The sequence below is a fragment of the Streptomyces sp. NEAU-174 genome (genome assembly GCF_052665095.1).
Genome location: NZ_JBQTCE010000005.1, coordinates 480,377 through 505,040, shown reverse-complemented (window position 1 = coordinate 505,040; position 24,664 = coordinate 480,377). Strand labels below are relative to the sequence as shown.

The 24,664-nt window shown below is 66.1% G+C and carries 21 protein-coding genes; 3 read left to right on the top strand and 18 right to left on the bottom strand.

Going from position 1 to position 24,664, the window contains the following annotated elements:
- Positions 1-2 precede the first annotated feature (2 nt).
- Positions 3-4,775: a MobF family relaxase gene (gene mobF, locus ACT2CW_RS17935; RefSeq protein ID WP_445517290.1), complete on the bottom strand. Its 4,773-nt coding sequence runs from the start codon at positions 4,773-4,775 to the stop codon at positions 3-5.
- 316 nt (positions 4,776-5,091) lie between these two features.
- Between mobF and ACT2CW_RS17930 the strand changes: the two genes are divergently transcribed.
- On the top strand, positions 5,092-5,574 hold the full coding sequence (locus ACT2CW_RS17930) for a hypothetical protein (RefSeq protein WP_445517289.1): 483 nt from the start codon (positions 5,092-5,094) through the stop codon (positions 5,572-5,574).
- Positions 5,575-5,634: 60 nt separating this feature from the next.
- Here the strand turns inward: ACT2CW_RS17930 and ACT2CW_RS17925 are convergent, their stop codons facing one another.
- Positions 5,635-5,988, bottom strand: coding sequence for a hypothetical protein (locus ACT2CW_RS17925; protein ID WP_445517288.1), 354 nt, complete (start codon positions 5,986-5,988; stop codon positions 5,635-5,637).
- A 330-nt stretch (positions 5,989-6,318) separates the two neighbouring features.
- Here ACT2CW_RS17925 and ACT2CW_RS17920 point away from each other — a divergent pair, with 330 nt between their 5' ends.
- Positions 6,319-6,723 carry a hypothetical protein gene (locus ACT2CW_RS17920; protein ID WP_445517287.1) on the top strand — a complete coding sequence of 135 codons (405 nt, stop codon included), beginning with the start codon at positions 6,319-6,321 and terminating at the stop codon, positions 6,721-6,723.
- Positions 6,724-7,558: 835 nt separating this feature from the next.
- Here the strand turns inward: ACT2CW_RS17920 and ACT2CW_RS17915 are convergent.
- The 3 genes from ACT2CW_RS17915 to ACT2CW_RS17905 all read right to left on the bottom strand — a co-directional run bounded on the left by ACT2CW_RS17915 (position 7,559) and on the right by ACT2CW_RS17905 (position 10,204).
- Positions 7,559-8,740, bottom strand: coding sequence for a hypothetical protein (locus tag ACT2CW_RS17915; protein ID WP_445517286.1), 1,182 nt, complete (start codon positions 8,738-8,740; stop codon positions 7,559-7,561).
- 196 nt (positions 8,741-8,936) lie between these two features.
- Positions 8,937-9,404, bottom strand: coding sequence for a hypothetical protein (locus ACT2CW_RS17910; protein ID WP_445517285.1), 468 nt, complete (start codon positions 9,402-9,404; stop codon positions 8,937-8,939).
- Positions 9,405-9,484: 80 nt separating this feature from the next.
- Positions 9,485-10,204 (bottom strand): hypothetical protein, encoded by a 720-nt coding sequence (locus ACT2CW_RS17905; protein ID WP_445517284.1) that lies wholly within the window; start codon positions 10,202-10,204, stop codon positions 9,485-9,487.
- A gap of 618 nt (positions 10,205-10,822) precedes the next feature.
- On the opposite strand from ACT2CW_RS17905, the gene ACT2CW_RS17900 reads away from it, so the two are divergent.
- Positions 10,823-11,104: a hypothetical protein gene (locus ACT2CW_RS17900; RefSeq protein ID WP_445517283.1), complete on the top strand. Its 282-nt coding sequence runs from the start codon at positions 10,823-10,825 to the stop codon at positions 11,102-11,104.
- Between the two features lie 63 nt (positions 11,105-11,167).
- Here ACT2CW_RS17900 and ACT2CW_RS17895 read toward each other — a convergent pair whose 3' ends face one another.
- From ACT2CW_RS17895 to ACT2CW_RS17835, 13 genes are all read right to left on the bottom strand, one after another.
- Positions 11,168-12,016 carry a hypothetical protein gene (locus tag ACT2CW_RS17895; RefSeq protein WP_445517282.1) on the bottom strand — a complete coding sequence of 283 codons (849 nt, stop codon included), beginning with the start codon at positions 12,014-12,016 and terminating at the stop codon, positions 11,168-11,170.
- A 238-nt stretch (positions 12,017-12,254) separates the two neighbouring features.
- Complete coding sequence (locus ACT2CW_RS17890) at positions 12,255-13,163, bottom strand: phosphoadenosine phosphosulfate reductase domain-containing protein (protein WP_445517281.1); 909 nt, start codon at positions 13,161-13,163, stop codon at positions 12,255-12,257.
- Positions 13,160-13,423 (bottom strand): hypothetical protein, encoded by a 264-nt coding sequence (locus tag ACT2CW_RS17885; RefSeq protein WP_445517280.1) that lies wholly within the window; start codon positions 13,421-13,423, stop codon positions 13,160-13,162. Before ACT2CW_RS17885 ends, ACT2CW_RS17890 begins: the two co-directional genes overlap by 4 nt.
- 87 nt (positions 13,424-13,510) lie before the next feature.
- The gene (locus ACT2CW_RS17880; RefSeq protein ID WP_445517279.1) at positions 13,511-13,993 is read right to left on the bottom strand and encodes a hypothetical protein; all 483 of its coding nucleotides are present in this window, start codon (positions 13,991-13,993) and stop codon (positions 13,511-13,513) included.
- Positions 13,994-14,107: 114 nt separating this feature from the next.
- Entirely contained in the window at positions 14,108-14,743 is a 636-nt protein-coding gene (locus ACT2CW_RS17875; protein ID WP_445517278.1) for a DUF6197 family protein, read from the bottom strand.
- 543 nt (positions 14,744-15,286) lie between these two features.
- The gene (locus tag ACT2CW_RS17870) at positions 15,287-16,267 is read right to left on the bottom strand and encodes a hypothetical protein (protein ID WP_445517277.1); all 981 of its coding nucleotides are present in this window, start codon (positions 16,265-16,267) and stop codon (positions 15,287-15,289) included.
- 241 nt (positions 16,268-16,508) lie between these two features.
- Complete coding sequence (locus ACT2CW_RS17865) at positions 16,509-17,171, bottom strand: DUF6197 family protein (protein WP_445517276.1); 663 nt, start codon at positions 17,169-17,171, stop codon at positions 16,509-16,511.
- Positions 17,172-17,560: 389 nt separating this feature from the next.
- A complete protein-coding gene (locus tag ACT2CW_RS17860; protein WP_445517275.1) occupies positions 17,561-18,502 on the bottom strand; it encodes a hypothetical protein in 942 nt (313 codons plus the stop codon).
- Positions 18,503-18,661: 159 nt separating this feature from the next.
- Positions 18,662-19,141 carry a hypothetical protein gene (locus ACT2CW_RS17855; RefSeq protein WP_445517274.1) on the bottom strand — a complete coding sequence of 160 codons (480 nt, stop codon included), beginning with the start codon at positions 19,139-19,141 and terminating at the stop codon, positions 18,662-18,664.
- Between the two features lie 411 nt (positions 19,142-19,552).
- Entirely contained in the window at positions 19,553-19,900 is a 348-nt protein-coding gene (locus ACT2CW_RS17850; RefSeq protein WP_445517273.1) for a hypothetical protein, read from the bottom strand.
- Positions 19,901-20,230: 330 nt separating this feature from the next.
- Entirely contained in the window at positions 20,231-21,676 is a 1,446-nt protein-coding gene (locus tag ACT2CW_RS17845; RefSeq protein ID WP_445517272.1) for a DNA cytosine methyltransferase, read from the bottom strand.
- A gap of 83 nt (positions 21,677-21,759) precedes the next feature.
- A complete protein-coding gene (locus tag ACT2CW_RS17840) occupies positions 21,760-22,626 on the bottom strand; it encodes a hypothetical protein (RefSeq protein ID WP_445517271.1) in 867 nt (288 codons plus the stop codon).
- Between the two features lie 861 nt (positions 22,627-23,487).
- On the bottom strand, positions 23,488-24,624 hold the full coding sequence (locus tag ACT2CW_RS17835; RefSeq protein WP_445517270.1) for a PIN domain-containing protein: 1,137 nt from the start codon (positions 24,622-24,624) through the stop codon (positions 23,488-23,490).
- Positions 24,625-24,664: the final 40 nt, after the last annotated feature.

Here is a 24,664-nt window from a genome sequence, read left to right as displayed (position 1 = left end):
TGTCAGCCGCGTGGTCCCCTGCGGGGGCCGGCCGTTGGACCTTGATCACGTCGGCGCTGGTGCTCGTCTTCAGCTGTCTGCTGAGCACGTCGACTTGGCCCAGAACTTTCTCCGGGCGGGTGAGAACCGGTCGGCGTGAGGCCACGACGCGCTCGTTCTGCGTCGCGACGGGTATTGATTTCCTCCAGCCACTGTTGGACACGTGACCGCTGGAACAGGGCCAATGCGTGCTGGAGGTCGGTCCACTGCTGCCGAAGTTCTGCTTCCTCGGGGAGTTCACCCAAGGGGTCGTCGGTGTCGGTTTGATGCAGCATTCGGTATGTGGTCAGCGCGGCCACGAGGTCCACCCACTGCTCCTGCTGTGCCTCGCTCTCCTCGTCGGGGGGAGGGACGTGCTGTACCCATTCCTCAGGCGGTTGCTCCCCATTGAGCACCAGCCGGAGAGCGATCTCGGCGAACGATGCAGCGGCCGCAGAGACCGCTTCTCTGTCCTGAGCATCAGCGAACTCACCCTCCAGAAGCCGGTACTGGAGGTTCTCCGCAGTGCGGGAGGCGATTCGTGTGCCGCTGATGGGATCGTCGGGCCGGGCGATCGCGGAGGCCCAAGCACGTGTGCGTCGGCCGACTTCCGCGATGCGTTCCTGGAAGATCAACCAAGCGTGTGCGTCACGTGGCTCATCGGGCTGTGGGCCCAGCCCCTCGACGTCGACATCCACGGAATGCCGGGTACGCCACGCGTCGGCGAGGGCGGCGGTGCGCTCCCACAGCGTGCGAAGTTCGCTGCCGTGGGGAGGGACGGGGCCAAGGACGCGGGCCCATGCTGGCGGGGTGACGGCCAGCACTGTTCCGGTCTGCTTTAGGCGTTCGGTGAGCACAATCCGGCGCTCGACGAGATGCTTGCGCCAGGCCGCTGGGGTGTCGATGTCTCGTACGGCGGCCGAGGGCGCGAGCCAATCCGGCAGCGGTGCGGTGTTGTCCGGGACCGGGGCGGAACCGTGTGGGAGTTGGTCGCGGAGGCGTCGTTCTGCGTGTACTCGGTCGGCGATGACCTGGGCACGGCGTAGCCGTTCGCGGGCGGTGTCCTGCCGGTGGAGGTTGCCGGTCAGCTCGGCGCGGGTGACCTCGACGTGCTGTCGGGCGGTGCGGCTGGAGCCGGTTTTCGGTTCTCGTTGCCAATCCTCACGCATCCGGTCGACCGGGCGCATCGCGCGGCGGAGCCGCTGCTCGCGACGCAGGACAACGTGTTCGGCTGCCGCCAACCGCTCGGCTTCGTGTTCGCCTTCGTGTTCGGCGCGTCGCAGCCGGAGCCTGGCATCGGCGATGGCCGCGGCGAGCTGAGCGCGGGTGAGGTGGCCGTAGGAGCGGCGGGGCCAGGCCGGGTGAGGAAGGCCGTCCACGATCACGGTGCGGGGCTGTGAGGAGACGGCCGCGTCCGCACGGTGGAGCTCCTCGACCGCAGCCCGCCGGTGACGCTCCGCTTGGTCCAGCAGCCGGGCTAGCTGGTCGTTGTCCAGCTCTTTGAAAGGACGACTGTGGCCAGGAAGCGACTCCCGCTCGGCGGCTCGTTCGGCGCCCCGACGGCCGTCTTCGACGCGCGAGTCGATGCGCCAAGACAGGACGGCTGCCGGGTCCTCGGCATCGAGGAAGTCCCGTATGGCGTGGACATCGGCGAGTAGACGAGCCGCATCCCAGCCTTCGGCCTCGGCGGTGCGCAATGAGCGTTCGACAGCCGACCAGGCGTCGGCGGCGATGAACTCCTCGGCGATTGGGCCAAGGACTCGCCGGGCGAGGTTCTGTAAACGCAGGCTGACGGAGCGGGCGTGGACATCGGTGTACTCGGTGGCGAGCTGGCCGATGCTGTAGGCCCGATCCTGCTCAGCCCGGATCGTTTCATGGGCCGAGAACGCGGTCTGGTTGCGGGACACGATGGTGTCCAGCACATCGCGCATGCTCATGCCCTCGTCGGAGACCACGTGCAGACGGTTCGAACGCCGACCGCGGGTGGCCATCACGTAGGCGGCCTCGCGGCTCGTGCGTACGGTGATCAGGCCGTGGGCAGTTTCCACGGTCAGACCCTGTGCGCGGTGGGTCGTGCAGGCGTAACCGAGTTCGGCGTGGCGACGCAGGTAGCTCAGGGGAAGGACAACTCGTCCACCGTGCCCGGTGTGTCGGACCGTGGCGTTGCCGTGGGCGTCGAGCCGTTCGACCCGCCACTGATCTCCGTTCTTGACGTAGTCGCGGCCCGCCAGCACGGGAAGACGGCGCTGGTTCTTCCGGGTGACGATCAAGTCTCCGACGGCCGCGTGCAGGTCGTCGCGCAAGGCGATGGAGCGGGACAATTCCAGTCGGCCGGAGGCGAGTTGGAAGGCCTGGGCGCGGACGTTGAGCTCGCGGACGCTGTCGCTGTCGTCCGCCATCATTAAGGATGTGAGCCCGGACTCGGTGTCGGTCTGCCAGGCGCCGAACACGGAGTCCAGCATCATCTCCTGCCCGCCGCCCGTGATCCTGCCCTCGCTGAGGTACCACCTCCAGGCGTTGGCAGGGTCACCGTCGCGCAGCCTCAGGGAAGCGTCCGCTTCTCCTTCCGTGTCGAACCGGTGCAGTGTCTCCAGCTCGACGGCCCCGACGTCCTGCGCGACCAGACGGAGTGCACCGCCGGCTTCGACAGCACCCAGTTGGGAGGGATCGCCGAGCAGCCGGACGACGGCCCCAGCTGCCTCTGCCTCGGCGACGATCCGGGAAAGGTTCCTGGTTCCCGCCATGCCCGCTTCATCAACGACGATCACGTCTCCCCGGCGGAGCACGAACTCCTCCTTCACCCGCCGGCCTTCGGCAAGCCGGTCACGCTGGCCGAGCCACGCATGGAGGGTGTGGGCGGTGGTATCGAGGTCGCCCTCCATGACCTTTGCCGCCCGGCTGGAGGGGGCCAGCGGTATGAGTCGACCGCCCCCCGAGGCAACGGCGTCACGGACAAGGCGCAGCGCGGTGGTCTTTCCGGAGCCTGCCGGGCCGATACCGACGACGACGAGTTTGTCCGAGCACACGAAGGCCTGGGCGAGGCGGAGTTGGCCCGCATCCAGTGCGGGACCAGTGAAGCGTTCGGCGGCATCGGCGAAGCGGTCATATCCGAGGGGAGGGATGACCAAGCAGCGTGCGGCATTGAGGATCCGAGACTCTGCGGACAGCACCTCGCTGGAGGTGTACAGCCGGGACTCCCTGCGTCGGTAGATGCTGCTGCCATCGGCCCGTTGCAGCGGTGCGAAGGACGGGTTGAGGTCTGGTGGCGTAATGTCCACGCTGCATCGCCGGAGCACGTGTTCGGTGATCTGCTCGGCGAGACCATGTGTATCTCCCCGGCCCTTCGTGGTGCGGACGACGTAGCGCCGGGACTCCGCCATAACATGCCGCCAACCCCAGACTGCGCGCTCGCCCGACACCACCGCAAGGACGTCCTGTGCGGCCCGCTCCAGGTGCACCCCGGCGCCGGGACCCTTACCGGCGGCTGAGTCGGCGGCTCGTTGGGCTGACTCCAGCAGTCCGTTGATCCGGCCTGCTCCGAACAGCGCTATCGCCTCCGTACGCCAGGCCGCCCGGAGATCGGACAACGCGCGTGCCTGCTTCTTGTGCGGGCGGGTTCGCAGTGAGGCCTGCTGGATGAGCGCCATCCTCGCGGCGAGGTCTGGCTCCTTGCCGTACCGGCGGTGGTATTCCTGAAGGAGATGGTCCAGTTCCTTGCGGATGTCCTGAGCGCGCTTGGAGAAGGCCTCGATCAGGTCGTCGTCGAGTCCGCTGATCGCCATGACCGGCCGCTTGCCGGGGGTGACCTCGCGTTCGTCGGCCTGGACTCCGAGGCGTCGGCACAGCTCTTCGATCACGCGCTGGTTGTACAGCTCGCTGGCGGCGACTCCCATCGCGTACAGAAGCTTTCCGTCGATGCTTCTCCACCGTCCGTCGAGCCCGCGGACCTTGTTGGCGACAACGACGTGGTCGTGGAGAAGCGGGTCTCCGCGCCGGCTGTCGTAGTGGCGGTACCGGGCGGCGACGAGACCGCCAACGTCCTCCTGGGCGATTCCGTTGATGCCGGTACGCGTGGCGAGAGCGTGCTGTTCGATCCACGCGAGGGTGTCGGCGATCGCCTGCTCGTGCGCAGCTTCGACACTCTGGCTGGTCGCCTTGTCGCTCAGGGCCCAGAGCACCGAGGCGTACTTGTTGCGGAAGACCAGGTCGTACCCGGCGACCGCCTGCCGACGGGAGGCTGTGTTCGCGTTGATGTAGCGGCTGAGTTCCTCCGCGTCCTTGGGGGAGCGGCCGAAATCTTCACGGAAGGCGATGGCCCCGACCCTGCCCCGTATTCGCCTGCGATCGCCGACCGTTGCGTCGCGTCCCGCGTGTGCCGCGAACTCCTGGAGCGCGTCCTGGATCCTGGCCGCCAGGGGGCCTTCGGTCTGCTCGTAGCGGTAGTAGCGACGGCCGAGCCGTGCCGTGCGCATGGCGGCAGCGGCGGACAGCCCCTTGCCGGAGGCATCCTTGAGGATGCGGTCCGCGTCGGGGTGCAGTCCTTCCCCGTACAGTGCGCGCATTTGATCTTCCGTGACGGTACCGCTGACGCCGAGAGCGTGGATTCCCGAGCCGATCCAGATTCCTGGGGGATTCCCTTCGGCGGTGTAATAGTCGCCCAGCTCGCGCTTACCTGAACGGCGTTCATCACCGGTCGCAATCTCGCGCGTGTAGTAGAGATAGCCATCCCCGGCGGAGAGCTTGTGGATGGTCATCATGCACCCAGATTACCTTGTGACATTGTGAATGCAAGAGCTTCGACCGTGAGGAAGAGGGTTGTGGAAAGGGTGGTTGGTGAGCGAGTGGAACGAGTCGAACCAACCAGCCGGACCACAGCCTTCTTCCTCACGGTCCGCGTAGCGCACTCAGGTTTTCCCCAGGTCCGCTCTCCTGAGCGGACCTGGGGAAAACCCTGCGGTTGGGGTTATCCACAAGCAAGATCGAATCAATTTCGGATGCCTCTGAATGCCTCTGAATGTCTGCTCATCAAAAGGCGGGCAGTATCCCACTCAGAAGCGAGAATCATCGGCCACAATGGCCCGGCAGACACCGATCAGAGAGGAGAAGGCGATGGCAAAGCGACAGTCGGCTCGGGCGGTGGAAGCACGACAACGGGCCCGTGCACGGACGGCTGATCGCCGGGAGCGCGAGCAGCGATTGGAGGACCTCGCGACCGGCTGGTACGAGGCCCAAGGGGAGATCGAAGAGATCGAGTCCAGTGCCCAGGAGAAGATCGAGAAGTTCACGGCGCGAGTGCGCGCGGAAGCGGGACAGCAGGTTCTGAAACTTCGCGATCGGGCATCAGAGATCGTAGCGACGATGCTGGCGAACACGGGAGTCCGTGACGTGGCCGACCGCCTGGGCCTTCCAGAGGCGGAGGTGCGTCAGGCCAGGGCAGCCGACAAACGTCAGAGGGGGCCAGCGGTGACAGAGCCGGCGCGCCCTGAGCCGGCTGACCACGCGGTTGCGATAGCCCCCGCGCACGGGGGCACGATGCCTGAAGGATCCTCGGCGTGAACGAACAGACAGCCCCTGCTCCGCTGTTACCGAGTGCGGAGCGGGGGCCGTCGGGGGCGTTTAGTAGTTGCCGCCTGGCGTCGGCGTCACCCAGGACTGCGGGGAAAGCTGGGCTTGCTGCGGGAGGGCTGTTACCGCAGAGTGCGGGGGCGCAGGCTGAGGGCTCACGAACTGTCCGGGTGCGGGGACGGTCCCCACCCACCGTACCTTCGCCCCGGCTCTCACCTCTGTGCGCCACGGAGAGCCATCGCTGTACAGAATCCACGTGCGCGTGTTGTCCACCATGGTTCTCTCGTAGCGCGCCAGGCGGAAACCGACGGCGACGCCTTGAAGGTCGTCCACTTCAATCGGCATACCGATCCAGCCGGGGTTCAGCTCCTCGATGGGTGTTTCTGACAGGGCGTGCTGCGTCATGGGCACTCCTTCCCACAGGAGGAATTTCGACATCAACCATCAGCCGACACTACCTTGCCGGACACCAGCCTGGACGCTCTGCATCGGAGTGATCAAGCATCGCTGACCCACCAGTTTCTCGCGAGGTAGGGGTTCCCTACCCAAGAGCATTGGCTGCGGAGTGAGCCCCTCAAATGACCCCAACCAAACCTAGCTGTAGAGACTTTCCAGGCCCCCGCAAAAGGATGTGGCAATACGCTGAACCCTATTGCCGAGTACTGTTGCGCGGGCTGCCTTCGGCACAGCAGTAGGACGCCAAAGCACGAGACAACATCACGATTGGAGACCTGGATGACCAGTACCGGACAGAGCGACCGGAACAAGCTCAAGGACTATGGCCCGCAGCAGTTTCCCGACCGGCTGGGCTTCGAACTGTGGCGCTTCGAACGTGCCCTGGCCAAGGGACTCATCCCGCGCGCGGATGTCGACGGCCGGCGCTGGTCCGCTGCCATCGTCGAGGACGCCCTGGCTCGCGTCGAGGAGATTCGCAGCAGCACCGGCTCACTGCCTGACATGGGAGCGACCCGGGCCGCGGCCATCCTGGAGAAGCGGTTCACCACGACGGTCGACCCGAACGCCGAACGTGATGATCGAACTGAGCCGCTTAGGGCTGATCACATCCGTCGGCGACTTCAAGGGCAGTGCCCTCTACGATGGCGAGGCTTTGGAACGCTTCGACGACCGGGAAGCACTTGAGAAGGCGAAGCGCAACGGCCGCCTTCTCAACCGGGCAGAGGCCGTCGCACACTTGGGCATCCGACACTCGGACTTGCAGCATCTCATTACCGCCAAGTGGCTTGAGCCCGCCCTGTGGGTCCGTAGCGGCTACCAGCGCCGACGCGCCGTTCCGAGGGTCCCCCTCTTCCGCCTAGGTGACCTGGAGTTGCTCGCTGAACATCCCGCGATCGACTGGGACGACGTCCGCACCACACCCAAGGGCCGACCGTCCCCGTTGGCCAGGCTAACCGTCCACGTCGCTTGACCTCTGTTGCGCAAGTGCCAGTGTTCCGGCAGCCGCATGCTGGCGCCTCCGCTTCCTGCCGAGCCTGATCACCCGCTGAGCACAAAGGCGTTGGCTTCGCCGACACGTGCGGCACCGCCGCGCCACGTTGGTACGTGGGACACGGCGGAGAAGGACGGCACGCACCGTAGCTGTTACCGGGCCTTGTCACCCACAGACTCGCCTGCCGGTGATGGCCTGTGGACGTCCACGTTGCCCCTTAAGAGGTCAAGGGGAGCCCAGGAAGGGGCTTGCCGCAGGTACGTGTCGATCTGGCGCACCCGGCGGAGTCGTTGAGGCGCTTCACCCATAACTCCCCTCCGTACGTCGGACATGGTTGCTTCCAAGCTGGGATCACGGTGAATCCGCTGAGCCATACAGGCGGCGGCACGGTAGTCGTTGGCGGCAACCTGCATCGGCCAGGTCATGGTGAACTCGGGCGTGAGGCGAGTTATTTTCGTGTGCGAGAGCTGCTGATGGCGGTGGGCTCCCGTGCCGGGGCTCTGACTGCCCCGGCACGAGAGGAAGGGATCAGTCCTGGGCCGGGACGTAGACGACCGTAGTCTTTCCCCAACGGGTCCTGCGTCGGATGTAGAGGGCGCCGGACTCCGGGCGTCGGGACAACTCCGGGGGGCCCGATTTCGAGTTGCCGACGAGATCATCGAGTATCGAGTTGAGGGCGGCGCCGTCGATGGCGTACGCCACGGAGGAAGCCGCCGCGGGGCCTGCGTGCTGTTCGACGTGGTGGCGCACCAGCGTCAGGCGGGCCACGTCGTTGGTCGCGGTGTAGGGAAGCCACAATGTGGCGGGGGAGAGAACGGGCGCGTGCGTGAGGATCTCGCCCGGCAGGATGGCGTCCGGAGCCACATACGCAGGCTCGAACTGTCCCAACCGGGCACTGCGTTCGGGCCCGTCGTTCAGGTACTCGCGGATGATGTAGTCGCTGCTGGTGCAGGTTCCGTCGAAGTGGCCACCGTGGCGTTGCCACGCCTCGTTATTGATCCGGACGTAGAACTCGCCCTGCTCGTACGGGGCTGAGTCCTGGTGGCAGACGTCCGTGGTCTCGCGAATCCGCAATACGTCGCCAGGGGCGAAGGCAGCAGGGACAGGCGGCAGCGACCCGGGTGCGGCAGGCTTGTTCCGTTCGCGTCCGTAGGCGTGTGCCTCGGTGCCCCGCAGCATTGCCGCATTCGGCAGCAGTGCGGTTCGGTCGCCCGCCGGACGCACGGCGGGCGGCAGGGTGACGGTGCAGGTGTACGGCGGCCTCGCGTCGTACTCGAAGCTGTAGGTCGACTCGATGAACCACGGCCGATGCAAGCCCACCCCGCCAGCCGTATTGATCTCACCCTCAGCGCGGAGGAGGTAGTGCAGAGCGATCACGACGCCGTGGACGTCGCTCTCCTCGTCCGCCGGGAGGTCCATGCGAGTGGCGAGCGTGGTACCGCTCATGTCCTCGATTCGCAGGAACGTCATCGGCTTCAGCGGATGTGCGTCGTTCTCGGTGCGGTCGAAGATGACGCGATGCGCCGTCGGCCACGCGTTACGTAGCATCTCCGCTCCGTAGAACACGCACGCCTCGCCCATCTCGCGGTGGGCCTGACGCCACTCGGCCTCCCGCGCATGGAGGTACCGGCCCGCTGTGACGAACGGATCGGGGTATGCGCCGTCCACCAGGTACGGCGTCATGTCAGTCGGGTCATTGAAATTGCGCACGAAGTCTCCTCAGTCGATGGCGGAGAAGAGGGGGCTTGCCCTGCCCCCTTGGCCTGGGCGTTGCATTACGCGGCTGAACCGGCACGCTGTGCCCTGCACCCGGCCGTGGTCGTGCCACGACCGGGAGGAGGAATCAACGGGCGGGAGGTGCCCGGTGCCCTGACTGGTCGGCCCGGGCCCCGGGCGGGAGCGTGTGCTACTCGTCGTTGGGATCGCCGAGGGTGAATGCCTCGCACGCCACGGTGAACTGGCGGCTGTGGTGCGTCTTGGGCTGGCTGCACCGAGTGCAGCGCGGATTCTCGGCGGTGCCCGGCTTCGGCTCAGGGGCGAAGTCCTTACATGCCGAAACGTTGTCGGGGTCGCGGTGCTCGCGCTCCCACTGGCCGCAGTGGAGACACTCCGCCATGCGGGCGCGAGCCGGTCGGGCCGTCACGACGGTCTTGCTGGAGTCGCCGTAGGTGAAGGAGATGTTCTCCTCCTGCTTGGCTACGGCTCCGCCCTGCTGTGCGACGACGTTCAGCATCGCCCGGAGCCGTGCGCGCGACCACATCGGGCGAGGTCCGCCGGTCAGGACGGGGCCTGTCATCTCGACGGAGTAGGCGACGGCGGTGGCCTCTGCCGGATCGCTGATCGGGTGTGTGGGCGGCGCGCTGTCGGCTGCCATCAGTACCTCCTAGGCGGTGAAGGAAACGGGGCCTTGCCCTGCCCCGGAAAAGCGAGGTAAATCTATCGATTGTTGAAAGGTCAATCCCTCTGCGGCTGGAACTTCCGGCAGCGGTTGCCCCATGAGCGGTTGGGGTCGTGCTCTGATTCGTGCCACTTGCACTCTCTACAGCGCGGCCCCCACTCCTCCGGTGCGATGACAGGCTCGGCGGTGTACTCGGTTGCTGCCATCCAGGGGAAGCCGCCTGCGGCGAACCGTATGGTCTCGTCCGGCATGAGCAGGGCCCAGCCGTCCGGCCAGTCGATTGGGCCGGGGCGTGTGGCCTGTGTAACCGCCTCACGGACGGCTGCCTGCGACCATGCCTGCGGGGTGCGCCCGTGCCCGGTGACGCGGTATGCGTCGGCTGTGATGTACCGCTCTGGATCCGTGATGATGACTCCGGAGTCGAGGACCGGCGTGAACGTGATAGCCGAATGCCGCCTCGACGCACGGTAGATGATCGTTCCGTCGGCCGTGATGGCTGCTTGGCTGGACAGCCAGAATCTGAGCGATCCGCCGACGAAGCTGCGTACCTCGTCGCCGGTGAGGTTGGGTTTGCCGTACCCGGCGGATTCCCTTACAGGGGTGCCCTTGTCGTCCTTGTGGATAGTCTGCGTGTAGCGCGCGTGCATCCTTGCCTCACGGACGACGATGCGCTCGCGCGGCGGACCGTCGTACCACTGCGGTAGCGGCTGGACCGCCAACTCCGTGCCGGGCAGCGGACTGCCGGGCTGGATCTGTCGTGTGGCCGGCTGGTTCATGGGGCTCTCTCGAGGTGAGGGAGGGGTTCGCATTCAAGCCCCTCGTTAGATGGGTAAAACTATCGCTTAATGGGTGTTCCGGGCCTCTGTCTGTATAGGTAAATCTATCGATTGGGAGCCGGCTGGTCAACCAGGATGTCGGGTTTTGTCCTGTGTGGATTCGCGTTGGGACGGCGGCTGTGCCAGGGCCCGGGGTGCGGTTCCGTACCCCGCGACGGGGCTGTGGTCGGGTGGCGGGCTGAGCTTGGTGCGGTGCGTTGCCGTGGAGATCGGCCCCCGGCCCCTCCCGGCGAAGAGAGATTTTGGGGGGCCGCCGGACGGAGTGCAGGGGAGGACGGTCGGTTTTTTCTCCGTGACGAAGGAGCGGAGAAAAAGTGGCCGGCCGACCTTGCGCGCAGTCCGCCGCGGTCTCCCACAATCGACAGCCGGGAGGGACACCACCCGTACCCGGCCACGCGCACCAACCACCCACTTGCTCCATCCGGTCACGTCATTGGCGCTTGCTCAAGATGGCCGCCCTCAATCCGGCTGGGGCGTACCTGCTGGATGGATCGCCCCCATCCTCCGCGTGATGTCGATCGGCCTCATCCGGCTCATCTTGGCTGCGATACTGACTCTATGGCCGGAGTACCGAAGCTGATGACAGAGCAGGAGACACGTGCTCTCGTCAAGGCCGCGCTTGCGGACCCCAATGTCGACCTTGCGGTCCCTCTCGGGGTGTCGCTCGCGTTCCGCGAGGGCTTACGCACCACGGTGCTTGCCACGCTGACCCGTGGCGACTGCCACCCGGCTGTAGGCGACGTGCCGGGAACCCTGACCTACGGCGACGGCGACCAGGTCCGCGTCGCTACTCTCTCCCCGGAGTCTGAACTCATCCTGTCCGCCTACCTGGAACGGTGAACCATCCGTGGCGCGGGCGCCGCGGGCCCTCCCCGGGGTGAAACACCGAGCCCCGGATTCCGGTCATCCCGGCGGTGAGAGGAGCCGGTCGATGTCGGCCTTCTTGTAGTAGTCGGTGCCGCCGACAGTGATGTACTTCTGCGGTGCGTTCTTCCGGTTGAGCAGGGTCCTGACCCGCTCGCGCCGCTGCTCGGCCGTCCCGGTGTGGCCGGCCTGCGCGAGGAGCCTGGCGATGGCGCTGCGGGGGATGAGCTGGTGTTCGTCCATCACCTGCTCAGCCGCCTGAGTGAGGTACGTGCGTGCCACGCCGACGGCGACTCCCAGCTGAGCGGCGAGCGTCTCCGTCGTGAGGTCTTCCTGCCCGGCTAGTGCCGCCTCCAGGTGTTCGACGACTTCCGGGACACGTCCCTCCTCGCGGCGTGCTGCATACCCGGGACGCTCCGTGTCGTACCAGTGAAACCACTCGGCTACGGCAGCTGCGTCACGCTTGCGTCCGACGGCTCGGGGGAACGGCTTGACAGGGTGGTCCTCGTACGACTTCGCTAGATTGCTGATCGCCCCGGGCGTCACGCCTCGACGCCGAGCGATGTCGGCCCACCCCCACAGCTCGCCGGGGGCGTGACTCAACCGCTGAGGCTCATCAGGCAGGCGCGGACCAGCCCGCAGATCGGTCGTGCCTTCCTTGGGCTCGAACAGCCTCTTCCGGACCAGGGACGCGGCGGCTTCCCGCTCGATGAGCTGGGTGTTGCGCTCGCCCGTGCGAGTCTGGGACGGGTCAAGCGGCTCTTCGTCCAGCCAGTTCCGGACGGTCTTCTCCACGACTCCCGCCAACTCCCGCAACTGCCTGCGCGTGATCCAGGCGTCGCTCAGTGCGGCGAGCCGCTGCTCGAACTGCTCTCTCGTCGTGGTCATTGTGCTCATCCTGTCGCATCGCGGGCCGTATAATGGCGGGCGCCCCTGCTGAGAGGGACCGAGGTCTTTTCCTGGTAGGTGGTGGAGAAAAAGGGGTCGGCGGTTTGCCCAAGCCAGCACACTCCGGTGGGGCTGGTACGAACCGCGGTTCGTACCGCCGACCCCATCTTTCATTCGCGCGGTCGCTGTTCGTCGCGCGTACTTCGTCGCTCCCGTAACGAACAGCCTCCGTCTGGGGTCAGGCGGCGATCTTGCGCAGGTAGGCGTCGGCCACCTCGTTGCCCAGGTGGTCTCGCATAGCCTCACCACGGGTGTACCGCGTGATCCGTCCAAGAGTCCGGGCCTGCGCGACAACATCGGCCATCGTGAGGTCGGCCTTGAAAGAGTGCCCGATCCTGGCCTCCAGCGCGGCGTACTCGTCGGCCATCCGAGGGCGCAGTCGTGCCGCGCACACCAGATCTTCCTCACTGGCCAGTACGCAGAAACTACAGCTCAGGCGGCGCATGCCCGCGTCGTAGACTGGGCTGTACGGCAGTCCGGAGTCGGCTATCTGCTGCCAGACCTGCTCGTCGGACCACGAGTGGATCGGTAGCCAGGTGAAGACCGACCGCCCGCGGGTCGTCAACGCGGTGTCCTGTGTGAGCGGGAGCTTCTTGGCTCTCTTGGACGACTCGGCAGCACGGATCCCGAGGCAGTCCAGAACGATTCCTCGCCTCCAAGACAGCGCATACAGCGCGTCCCAACTGCGGATGAGCTGACGGGCCAGCTCTCGCTTGTGATACGCCGTGCAATACCGAACATCTGCACTGGGCCACATCTGGCGTTCGGCCACCTGGTCCAGCAGATCGCCTTTCTCGTTCCGGCTGCGCACCTCGAAGTCCAGCCCGTAGTGCAGGGCATGCAGTTCGGCGAGTTGCCGCGTGCCACTCCACTCCACGCGGCCTAAGTCGCAATGGAGCGCCACGATGCGGTCCAGTACCCCGGCCTCGGCGGCGAGCCCGGCCACATACGAGATCATCGCCTGGCTGTCCTTGCCTCCGCTGGTGTTCAGCAGGATGGCGTCGGCGTTGCGGACGAGGTCCATCGGCACATCAGCTGTCATAGCGGGCTCCTCGGCGAAGAGCGCCATCTGCGTGGTGGCCGTCATCGATGGGCCCGCATCCTGGTCTGCCGTACCACCGTGCTGCTGGATGAAACGGCCGGGCGCAGAACGCCGATGCCGACGGCGAGGGCCTCGATATCGGAGTCCTCGCACATCGTCGGCGCGTGCTCCGGGCGTCGCCGAGCCCTGGTCAGAGCCAGTCCGCAGGTGATGGCGATCGCTTGTGCCGCCCTGCGGCCGAAGCTGGTGGGGCGGGACGGTCTGTTCCCCGCTTGACGGGTCACGGGTGGCGCGTACATGTCCATCGGTCCTCCTGTACGTCAGTGGAGTGGTGGAGCCCTGGCGCGCGGCTTGCCCTGCCGCGCGCCAGGGTGGTTCCAGGAAGAAACTGGTCACTCTTCGCCGGTGCCGTTGATGAAGCGCGAGTGCCCCTCGTTGACAAGCTCCTGGCTGCCCAGGTCGAGCCGCTCCGCACACAGCAGGAGGTCGGCAAGAAGCCGGGAGAGCACTTCGTATGCCGAGTCCTCGCTCGCGTCGGTGAGAGCCGCGACGCTCGGCTCGAAGCGCTCGAAGCCACCGCGCAGCTCCCAGGTCCGCCCGAACAGCTCTGTGTGGCCGAGCTTCCAGTGCTCGCCGAAGTGGAGGATGTCCCCGAACAGCTCAGCGATGACCTGCCCGGCGATGTACTCGTCGGCGTCGGGGCCGATCAGCTGGGCCCCCGGCACCTCGCGCGTACGTTCGCCGTACCAGCGGGCGGCGATGAGGCCTCGGACGGCCGGGTCCTGCTCTCCGGTGGCGAGGAACTCTTCCAGGTAACGCTCCACAACGGCGCCAGCCTGATTGGCTCGCTCCTTGGCCTGCTTCGTGGTGTCCATGCAGATGTCCTTTCGGTGATGGAGAGCCCGGTGCGCGGCTTGCCCTGCTGCGCGCCGGGAGTCTTCGTTGGTGGGGACGGGGTCCGTCAGAAGCGGCAGCCGTCGTCCTTTTGACTAGAGCGCTGTGAGGACGCATCCCACGCGAAGCAGTCCGGCAATGCCCTGCATGGAGGTGATGACGTCGTCGGCGGTCCGGTCGAACTCGTCCTCGTACTCGCCGAGCGGGCAGCTCAGATAGTTCTCCAGCACTTGCTGAGTGCTTTCGAGGAGCGTCGAACCGGAGTGGCCGTTGAGGGCATCAGGGGTTCCGTGGACGACGACGTTCAGCGCCTCCTCTATGTGACAGGCGCGCTGCTGCGGAGGAAGAGCCGTATTCGCGCTTCGCTTCCTCGGGTCGTGCTCGCACGCCCAGCTCCGCCATCCGTATGTCTGGAGGTGTGCGGCTGCTGCTTCGATCACCAGAGCGACGGTGTCGACCTCGTACTGCTCGTGCCACCACACCCGGAAATCGTTCGGATGCTGCTCCACGATGCCGTCATGCTCCGCACGCTGTGCACGGACGCGGAGCGCTCCGGTACCGGTGGAGTGCAGCGCTATGAACGTCACCGTCTCCCGCTCGGGACCGTAGTGGATGGTGTCACCCGGGTGGACTGTCCGGCCGGAGGGGGCGTGTGTGAGCCAGAGGCCTGTTCGACGTTCCTGGAATTCGCGTGGTGTGGGGTAGATCCTGCTGGTGGGGCTTGTTGCCATGACGGCTGGCTCCTGGAGGGGTTGGTGTTGGGTGTCGGTTGTGGGTGGGGATGCTGACCCCCGAGGCTTCTCCCGACAAGATATATATTACTAGATTGAGCGTTCATTCGTGCGTGATCCGCACCGTTGGCGGACGGTTATCCGACTGTGGCTGAAGGGAGGTAAGGGGGATGAGTTTGATCGGAGTCGTAGGCCGTAGTGGTATGCAGCGTGCGCCCATGGCTCGGGCAAAGGCCTCAAGCCTCCGCTGGATGTCGTACCAGACGTCGGACGGGATCCATCCCTATTCCTCGTTGAGTGTCTCGATCTCGGACAGGGCCCCCTGTGCACCGGAGCCGGTGCCGAGGGTCGCCACCGTGCTGGGCGTGAGCAGCTCAGCCAACTGGTCAGCAACCCTGTTCAGCGGGATCGCGACATCGAAGGCGATGGGATCGGTTTTGGCTATGTTTTGTGCCTGGGGTTGAGGTTCTTCAGCGGGCCCCGGGGTGGGTGGGAATTCCCGTCCCTCCTGCCCCGGGGCTGGCCTGGACTGGGGCCGTTCAGCTATCCGGCCCGGTTGAGCAGGTTAGCGATGAACTCGGCGGTCATCGTGGAGTCGGCGGCGCAGTTGATCGGCGCACCGTCACCGGCGATGTAGAGCGGATCCCCGATGGGATTGCCGGACTCGCCATGCAGAAACACGGTCCATCCGGTGTGGTCGGCCGCAGCGTGATCGATGGAACAGTTGCGGTCGGCCACCGACAGATGCGGGCGGTCGCGCACCGTTGGCGCGGGGGTGGCGGAGTCCAACGGAACCGCGTAGCTCATGCCCACCCAGTCGGTGTGCACCGTGATGCCGCGCTGAGTGAGCGCCGCGAGCAGAACCGCGCCGGCGGTGGGCATCGGGGCACCAGCCGTGGGCAGAGGATCGGTGACCCACTCGGCGATGGCTGTAACGCACTCGTCGAGATGACCAGCCTGATACGTCGTTAACGTCCTCTCGACGCCCGTGCCGTCACCGGCAACCACGTGCCAGCGGTCGCCCTGGACGGGCGGCCGGGTGATGGTGAGATCGTCGTCGGCGTCGTTGTAGAGATAGAGCACCATGTAGGGCTCCGCCAGCATGTGCGGGAAGCGCGCGGCGCTCTGGTCCCAGCCGATGATCAACCATGACCTCCCTGCGTCCTCGTCGTCGTGAGCGGTGATCCCCCACTCAGTCAGCGCCTGCACCGCCTTCTGCCTTGCGGTCTCCCATGGCGCCCAGGGCCAAAGGCCGCCGATCCGGTACCGACCATCGGGCTGGGGCCTGATGATCTCGCTTCTCTCGTCGTCCCGGGTGAAGACGAGGTTAGAGCCCTCCCACGCAGCGGTGAGGTCGCATCCTGCGTCGCACGTCATCAGGTCGTGAACGATCCGCTCGGCGATGTCACGGGTGACGCTGATCGGGTCGTACGGGCCCCAGCTGTCAGGTACCGGGATCGCGGCATAGGGGCCGTGGGCACTGCCCTCCACCGTGAATAGCTCTTCGGTGATGGCCATGGTCACCTTTCCAAGTGTCGAGATGTATCGGTGTGTGGCCCGGGCGGCAGGGCGGGGATCCCTGTCCCGCCGCCCGGGTGGGTGCTGCTGGTAGGTGGCGATCAGGGCGCGCACCCTCTCCAGGCCGAAGCATCGGGCTGCGGTGGTGGTTCCTGTCGCGGACGCCACGCCGTACCGTTCGCCGCGGCTGCTGCTGGGGGCCGCTCGCAGGCGCCATGTTGCGGGAGCCGACGCGAACGAGGTGAGGTCAGTTCGCGAAGTACTCGTTCGGGAAGGGCAGCCAGCCCGCGCGAATCCATCCGGCGACGGTGCGCATGAAGCTGATGACGTCCTCGGCGGTGCGGCTGGACTTGTCCTCGTATTCCTCAAGCTGGCACTGGAGATAGTCCTCCATGACGCGTGCGGTGCCATCGATGAGTGCCATTCCGGAGTGATCCCACCTGTCCCACATCTCGATGGAGCCGCCGTGGACGACGATGCTCAGGGCCTCGTCCATGTGGCAGGAACGCTGCTCGCGGGGAAGCGTGCTTTCCTTCTGCTGCTGCGCGCTGTTCCAGCCGTACCGGTAGGCGGTGCAGCGCCATCCGTAGGTCTCAAGGTGGTTCGCTGCTGCTTCGATCACTAGGGCGATGGTGCCGGTGTCGTAGGGCTCGTGCCAAGCGGTCCGCAGCACGTCGCTCGGGGCAAGTTCCACGATGCCGCGTTCTGGGTGCTGGGTATGGACGTAAACGTTGCCGGTCTCAGTGACCTCGAACTTGATGAATGTCAGCTTCTGCATGCGCGGACCGTGGATGGTGTCGCCGGGGCGGACTTCCTGGCCTGAGTGGCGATGCGTAAGCCAAAGGCCAGTCCGGCGTTCCTGGAACTCGCGTGGGGTGGGGTAGGCCCCACTGGTGGGGTTCGCGGTCATGATGACTAGCTCCTGGAAGGGTTGGCGTTGAGTGTCGGTTGTGGGTGGGGATGCTGACCCCGGAGACTTCTCCCGACAAGATATATATTACTAGCTTGACCGTTCATGGTGAATGGTCCACACCGCTCGCGGGCAGCCATTCGGATGCGTCTGAAGGAAGGTGCGGCTGGTGCACGGCTGCTCGGCGCGCTCGGGGGCTGATGATCCCCTCGACCGGACCGAAGGCCCAGACGGCGCGTCAGGTACCTTCACACGCCCCTGTGTCGACGGCTCGGGACTCGTCTTCCAGGTGGCGACGGTGACCGGTCACTGCATGCACGAACAGGGCTCCTGGGCTGGAAACCCAGGAGCCCTGTCGCTCCGCTGTCCGATGACGCCGGGGCGTCGGCTCAGGGCGCAGCGGCCCCGACCGGCGGGTGGTAGCCGACGAGTGAGGCGCACTCCTCGCAGTGGGGAATGTCATCGAGCGGTCGGACGCCGTGCCCCATGCGGGGCCACGGGCGAATTCCGTAATCGGCGGCGAGAGTATCCAGCAACACGGCGCAGCCGCGTAGGCGAGCTCGCCTGGTGCTGTGGTGAATCTCCGCGTGTTCGGTCAGGAAATCCAGCGTCTGGGCCGTATCAGCGAGGTGGCCCAGCAGGTATCGGGGGGTAGCGACCCGGTGGCGGGAGGGCCGCCGCATCAGCAGCTCCCACACCTGCTTATCCGCCGCACTGTCGCTGTCCTGATGGATCTCTGCGAACTCGTCCTCGTAGGCGCTCATGAACCCCCGGGGGAGCTGCACGGCGACCTCTGCCGCCGAGAACAGCGGGTCGGGGAGAGAGTCGGGCTGTGGGAATTCAGCGGCGGCCGCCAGGTCCATCCGGTAGACGGTGGTGAGTGCGTCGGACCTGTCACTGATGCGAGTGCACAGCGGTTCCCATCCCTCGCGGTTCCCGCCGTTGATACCGTCCGTCCACTCTTTGAGCTGGTAGTTCGCCCCAGGGTCGTCGATGCACCGCCGCTCACCCGCGGCTGTCCAGTAGGCACCGGGCGCGGTGACGACGCCGGGGATGTGATGGAGACGCAGTTCCAAGGCCACGGCGTCGAACGGCGCTTGGCGGTCGAAGTCCGCGAGGATGTCTCGGACGGCGGCGGCGATCCCCAGCATCGCTGCACGCGCCGCTTGAGCGCTGACGGCAGGCCCGACCCCGGCGGCGCGCTCGGTGGCCGTGAGCACCCGGTTGAAGACCTTGTTCATCACGTGGGTCTCCGGCAGCTTGTACGAAACCGACCCGGATTCGGTGGTCACTTCGCGGGGTGCCGGGCCGGTCTGGCGGTTCTGGTGCATGACGTTCTCTCCTTCGGCTGGTGTTGGTGCGCCGGTCGCGGGAGGGGATGCTGACCCCGGAGTCCAGCGACAAGATATACATTACTATACTGAGCGTTCATTCTGGGGTAATCGGCTTACTTGCTGATGTGCTTTCGCGGGTGCTAAGAGCGGCTGCCGCTACTGCGCGATGTGCTCGCGGGCGCGGGCGAGGATGCGCTGAGCCGTGCGTTCGGTCACCTCGAAGTGCTCCCGGATTTCAGCGGTTGTCACCGGTCCGCGTGCGCCCTCGGCCGCCGAGGTGAGCCACGCGCTCACCTCCGCCGGCCGTGCCGTGTCGCGCAGGGGGCTAGGCTGCCTGCTTCGGGCGCCCTTCTGCCGGTGGCGCTGATCCGGCTGGTCTCGGCGCGCCTGGAGGACCTTGCGGGGCCACCGGTAAACACGCCCGTCCATCCGGGCGCCGGTGAGGATGCCGCTGTAGCCGTACTGGGAGACGGTGTCCGGCTCCACGCCCACGATGGGGGCGGCCTCGTCGGCGTCCAGTAGGTCGTCGGGGTGTTCGCCGCCGGGGAGTGCTGGTACCGGTTTGCCTACTAGGTAGGCATCGGTCTGGGCGGCGTCGTAGATCGGGTACCGTCCGCCCTTGTTGAGCTGTTTCACCGCCCTCTCGAAAGCGGCGCGGTCACGTCGCTTCCATGTCGCTTCAGGAACGCCGCTGAGTCGGATGACGTCGGCGAGCGTGTATACGGGGCGGCCTCGGGGGATCACGGGTCTCTCCTGTTCCCTTGCTTCGGTCCTGGGCAACGGCGGGTGAACACTTCGCCGTCTGGAAGCCGTACGATATGGGCTCGACCTGGTGGGCGCTGGCCTGTCTGGTTGGTGTTGGTGGCCGGTGGAATGCTGCGCCCTCCGGGGTGTCCACCGGCCACTTCTACGTGCGCCTGGGCCCGGCCGATGATGCTGGTCCGGGCCCAGGCGGCTGGTATGCATGCCTGGCCGGGACGGAGGCTCGTCCGCGGCCTGCCAAAGGAATCGACTTCGCCCATCAGCTGTCGAGCCCGTCGGCAACCGCTACCCCGCGCCGCCACCCAGCGGCGGCTGAGAAGCGGTGAGATCCAGCTCGTACCAGCCCCCGTCGAGAGACGTCAGCTCATCGGCGCCCAAGTGCCGGTCCAGCAGGCCCTCCAGCAGCGTGCGGAGCGTGACGCGCGTGCCAGAGTGCGCCGGGTGGTCGCGGCGGGCAGCCGGGGCCGTGATCTGGCACTCCTGTCCGGCGGCGAGGCGGAAGTACAGCCTGGCGGGGTTGGTCCACAGCAGCGCGGCCCGGTCGGCGATCTGCTGGATGCACTTCCGGACGTCCTCCGACTGGCCGGGCGTGGCGGTGGCGTGTGTGGTGGGGTCCGTGCTCCTGTCGTTCATGGGGCACCTCTCGTCGGTGTTGGTTTGCCGGTTGCGGGCGGGGATGCTGACCCCGGGATCCCTATTCCGACAGGAAATACATTATCAGCGTGAAATTTCACAGTGGGTCGCCCCCCATCCTGCTTCGGTCACCGCAGTGAGACTGCCCGTGCGGGCAAGCACAGAGACGCACGACCTGGCTACACGATGCCCCGATGCTGACCAGCGGGGGACGCGCCGGGCCAGACCTCGCACGAGGGTGCGCGTTCCGTGCGTCGGCAAGGCCCAGTGCGGCGGAGTCCCCGCTGGCGTCGTGAACTACCGGCAGGGCCGCGCCCGGTGGGGGCGGGGCTACAGGACGGCTGTGACCTGGTAGCCGAGCCACTGGGCGACATTGCGCGAGACAGCGTTTCCGGCCTGCATTGTCTTGGCGGAGTCGCTGCTGCCCGTCACGATGTAGTCCTCGGGGAAGCCCTGAGCCGACATCTGCTCGCGCCATTTGATCATGCGGAAGTGGCAGTTCTGGATGTCGGCGGCGGGCACGAGCAGCCCGGCGGAGTCGCGCGTCGACATGGTGTGCAATGGGTCATCCGTGGTCTTGGGCAGGCATCCCTTGCGGTAAGGGATCACCAACCCGTGGTGGTTGCCCTTTGCATTGATGCCGGTCAGGGGACGGTCGACAGTGTCGGCGCCGCCATGATTGCGGTAGGTGATCACGAAGGGGGGTGCGGCGAGGTCCGGCCTCACGCTGGCGTGGTCGAGAGCATCGCGGGGGATGACGAGACCTTCACCGATCTTGGCGGTACGCGCCGGGAAGGGGGCCTGGTCCGGGCGGAAGTGACGGCCGTCGTGTCCCCCGTGATTGAGCGTGACCAGCCACGGATCGGACGGGAACATGTCCAGCCCCTTCTGAATCTTGGCCATCGTTCCGGGAACCAGGGGCCGCTTGCGATCGCCGATCCGAGTGCCGATATCCCGCCAGTTGATGATGGAAGAGGCCGGTCGCGTGTAGGGCTCCACCACGACGTCGTGGTCGTGGTTCGGGCACGTGTAGTCGTACTGCTGCTGATACTTACCGATCCGGGTCTCCGTGTGCCCGGACCTCCAAGTCTGCTGCGAATAGACCCTCTCGTCGCACTCCTGGCACCAGGCCAGCGGGCGGGGCGCGATGTCCGGCAGGCGGATGCCCACCTGGGTGAAGACTATGTAGAGGCGGTCCCTCCACTGAGGCGCGGCCAGGTTGTCCCGCTCATCGCCGATGTGCGCCGAACTCACACAGAGGATCTGGTAGTTGTAGCCGAGGCGAACCATCATCGCGAGCCACAGGTCGAACAAGATCCAGTCGGTTGCGAACTCCACCACGTTCTCGATCAGCACCGCCTTGTACCGGTGCACCTCGCAAGCACGGAGAACGTCATACGCCGTGGCCCGCGTCCGCTCGAACGCCGCGTCGGGAAGCGCTTCCAACTCCTCTTGCAGTCGGCGCACTTCCTCGGGAGTCAAGTTCCTCATCTGCTCCGCGCTGAGCTTGCGTTTGTTCTTGTTACGGCGTCGGCCCCCGGCGGGGGACATCTCCGTGCAGATCGGGCTCGCCCACAGCACGTCCGTTCTCGGGAGCCTGCGCATGTCGTAGTGGTCGAGATCGGCACAGACATGCTCGGCGTCAGGGTGGTTGGCTTGGTGGGTGTCGACCGCTGTCTGCCAGTGGTTCGCGGCGAGTACGAGTTTCCACCCAGCGTTCACCAAGCCCGTGGAGGCGCCGCCCGCGCCACAGAAGAGGTCACAGAAAGTGATCAAGATCCGTTCCTAGCGGTCAGGTGGTGGAGAGAGGCGCCGGGCCCGGTTGCCCTCCGGGCCCGGCGCGAGGGGGCGGGCCGTTGTTACCCGCCGTACCGCTGCATCGAGGTGAGCTCTGTCAGCAGGAGCGCGTACATCCGGCGAACGAGCTGGTCGGGAACCTCGACGGCTGTGGCGTTGGCGCCGTCCCGCTCGGCGATCGTGAGAAGCGCACCGCCAGGTTCGCTCAATTCGTACTGAATGCGGGGCAGTTGGGTCAGTTCCCTGACCAGCCAGGCCAACGAGGCTGCCGTGGGCTCCGGCTTGTGCGGGGTTGGCGCCGCCAGCGGGTGATGACCCCCATAGCGCGCTGCGGTCTCCCTGACGTAGCGGACGACATGCTCGACCATCAGGTTGATGTCCGGCCCGCCGATCGTGGCTCCAAGCCCCTGGCCGCGCGCGTCTGAGCGGTAGACGACCGCGATGCGTTCTTCGGGGCCCTCGTGCCGCACGTGCCAGCCGGTAACCTGCGCCAGGCGCGGCGGCAGCGCCTCGGGACACCCGATGAGGAGATAAGTGCCGTCGGCGAGGTAGACGCAGACCAGGTGACGGCCGCCGTCGGCAGGCACTACCCCCGCGTCGAGTCCACGCACTCGCAGGGCGTCAATCACCGCCCCGTACTGAGGCGCGATCTGCTGGGTCGAGTGCGCGTAGCCGAGAACCGCGGCGACGAGTGGCCTGGGATCGGCCGTCCACTCCAGATGTCCGCACTCGTGGGTGGCGGTCCCCAAGAACGTGCGGCGCTGCCAGAAGAGGCGGGGAGTGCCAGCACTCCGGCTGGGGCTCAGGATCAGCTGGTCGAGGGTGCTCGGCAGGATAACGACGACCTGGCGGTCCTTGGTCAAGGTGGCGTCCAGCTGTTTCGCCCTCAGGGCGTCAACCAGATGTGCCACGGAAACTGGGGAATTCATGTCCAGGCTCCTTGTTGTGGTGGAGGTCAGGGGCCTTGCCCTGGCACCTGATGAGATAGGTAAATCTATCGAACACGCGCCGTATCCGGGTCGGCGCACTTTCCGGCCTTGCCGTTCAAACCCGGGGTGTGCGGCGAATTTGCACGTGGGCTTGTGGCGCCTTCTTGCTCGGTCCTTTTATTTTCGGGCTGTGTGGTGTGCGCTATTGATTTGTCGACGCCCAAAGATTTTGTTTGGGGGTTCGACGGGGTGGGCTATTCCTTTCTTGGTTTCTGAGTCATTCCTCGACTCCCGACGACATGGGTAAATCTATCGATTTGGGGTCGGCTGGTCAACCAGGTTGTCGGGTTTTGTCCTGTGTGGATTCGTGTTGCGGACGGCGGCTGTGCCGGGGCCCGGGGTGCGGTTCCGTGCCCCGCGACGGGGCTGTGGTCGGGTGGCGGGCTGAGCTTGGTGCGGTGCGTTGCCGTGGAGATCGGCCCCCGGCCCCTCCCGGCGAAGAGAGATTTTGGGGGGCCGCCGGACGGAGTGCAGGGGAGGACGGTCGGTTTTTTCTCCGTGACGAAGGAGCGGAGAAAAAGTGGCCGGCCGACCTTGCGCGCAGTCCGCCGCGGTCTCCCACAATCGACAGCCGGGAGGGACACCACCCGTACCCGGCCACGCGCACCAACCACCCACCCGGTGTCGGAGGATCGGCAAGTGATGTCGCGCTACCAGCGGACCGCGTGGCCGCCTATCACTCCTCGTATTGGGGGCCGTCGAGAAGGCGGAGCCCTGGGAGATCGCTGAGCTTGTCCTCACCGGCCGTGGAATCGCCGTGATCATAGGCAACGTTCCAGAGCTTGATGAGCCTGGACCGCCTCAGGTCCTGGGGATGCGGAGAAAATCTGCGGACAGCCTGCGCACGAGTTCCTTGTCATCGAGTTGTCCGGGCGATGGCACGAGTGCGATTTCGATTTCGTCAACCGGCCCTGGCAGGCCGAAGCTACGCAGGAGAGTGAGCCGCGGTTCGTCAGGGTTAGGAGTGAAGAGGACTCGGGTCTCCCACGCGCAAGCTACGTATTCGGCCCTATCGCGATTGGTCTCTGCCAGCGCAAAGCCGGTCAGGAGCCAACGTGCGGTAGCTGTGCACCACTCGTGATCCCCTATTCGATAGGAATCCACGGCCTGAATGGATCCCAGCTTCGCCCAAGTTGGATAGAAGAATGTGACGAAGGTGACATCAAGTTTCTGGCCCGGTCGCCGGACCTGTGAGCCTGCGAACACGGTTCTGCCCCAACGGGTGTTGGATTCCAGCGCCAACGCGTTGGCGACCGCTCTCTTGATAGTGGCCGAGGTCGCAGGAGAGTCCAAGGCATCCTGGATCAGCTCCCTATCGGTCTCGACCGGCCGTGCGAACCGTGACACGACATCATCCAGATTCGTCAAGTGTACGAATCTATCGCCCAGCCCTTGTACGTCACTGTCCATTGGGGGCTCGTAGGAGGTGCCATCGCCGAAGTCCCTGGGGTTCGAGCTGACGAAGAACACACTCTCGTTCTCGTTGTCACGGGCGTACTCGACTGCCGAAAGCCATATGGCCGCATCCCGTGCGCCACGTTTCTCGTATCTATCTTTCCCCTTCTCGACCATCTTGCAGGGAAGAAGGCCGTTCGTCTCACGGTACGTCGCCTCCCGCAGGGCAGACTCGCTGGTGGGTATGACCTCCACGACACTGGCATAGCGCCTACGCCAGTGCTCAGCTACCCGCTTGGGATCGCACTCCCCGACCGTTCCGCCCATCGGCCACGGAGTGACGCTCTGGAGTGAGCCCATGGCCTGCTGCGCTTGCTCATAGGCCTTCCGGTACTTCACCGCGTGCTGAGCGGCCAGTTCCTCCATCACCATCCACGGAACGCCGACTCTCTGAACACCTGCCTGGCGGATGGTTCGTAGAAGGTCTGCGCTGCTGCTGTCGAGGCCGCACACTCGCAGAGTGCATGTATCCAGGATGATCACGGCCTTCCCCTCCCTTGTGCTGATGCGATCAAGGGTCTCA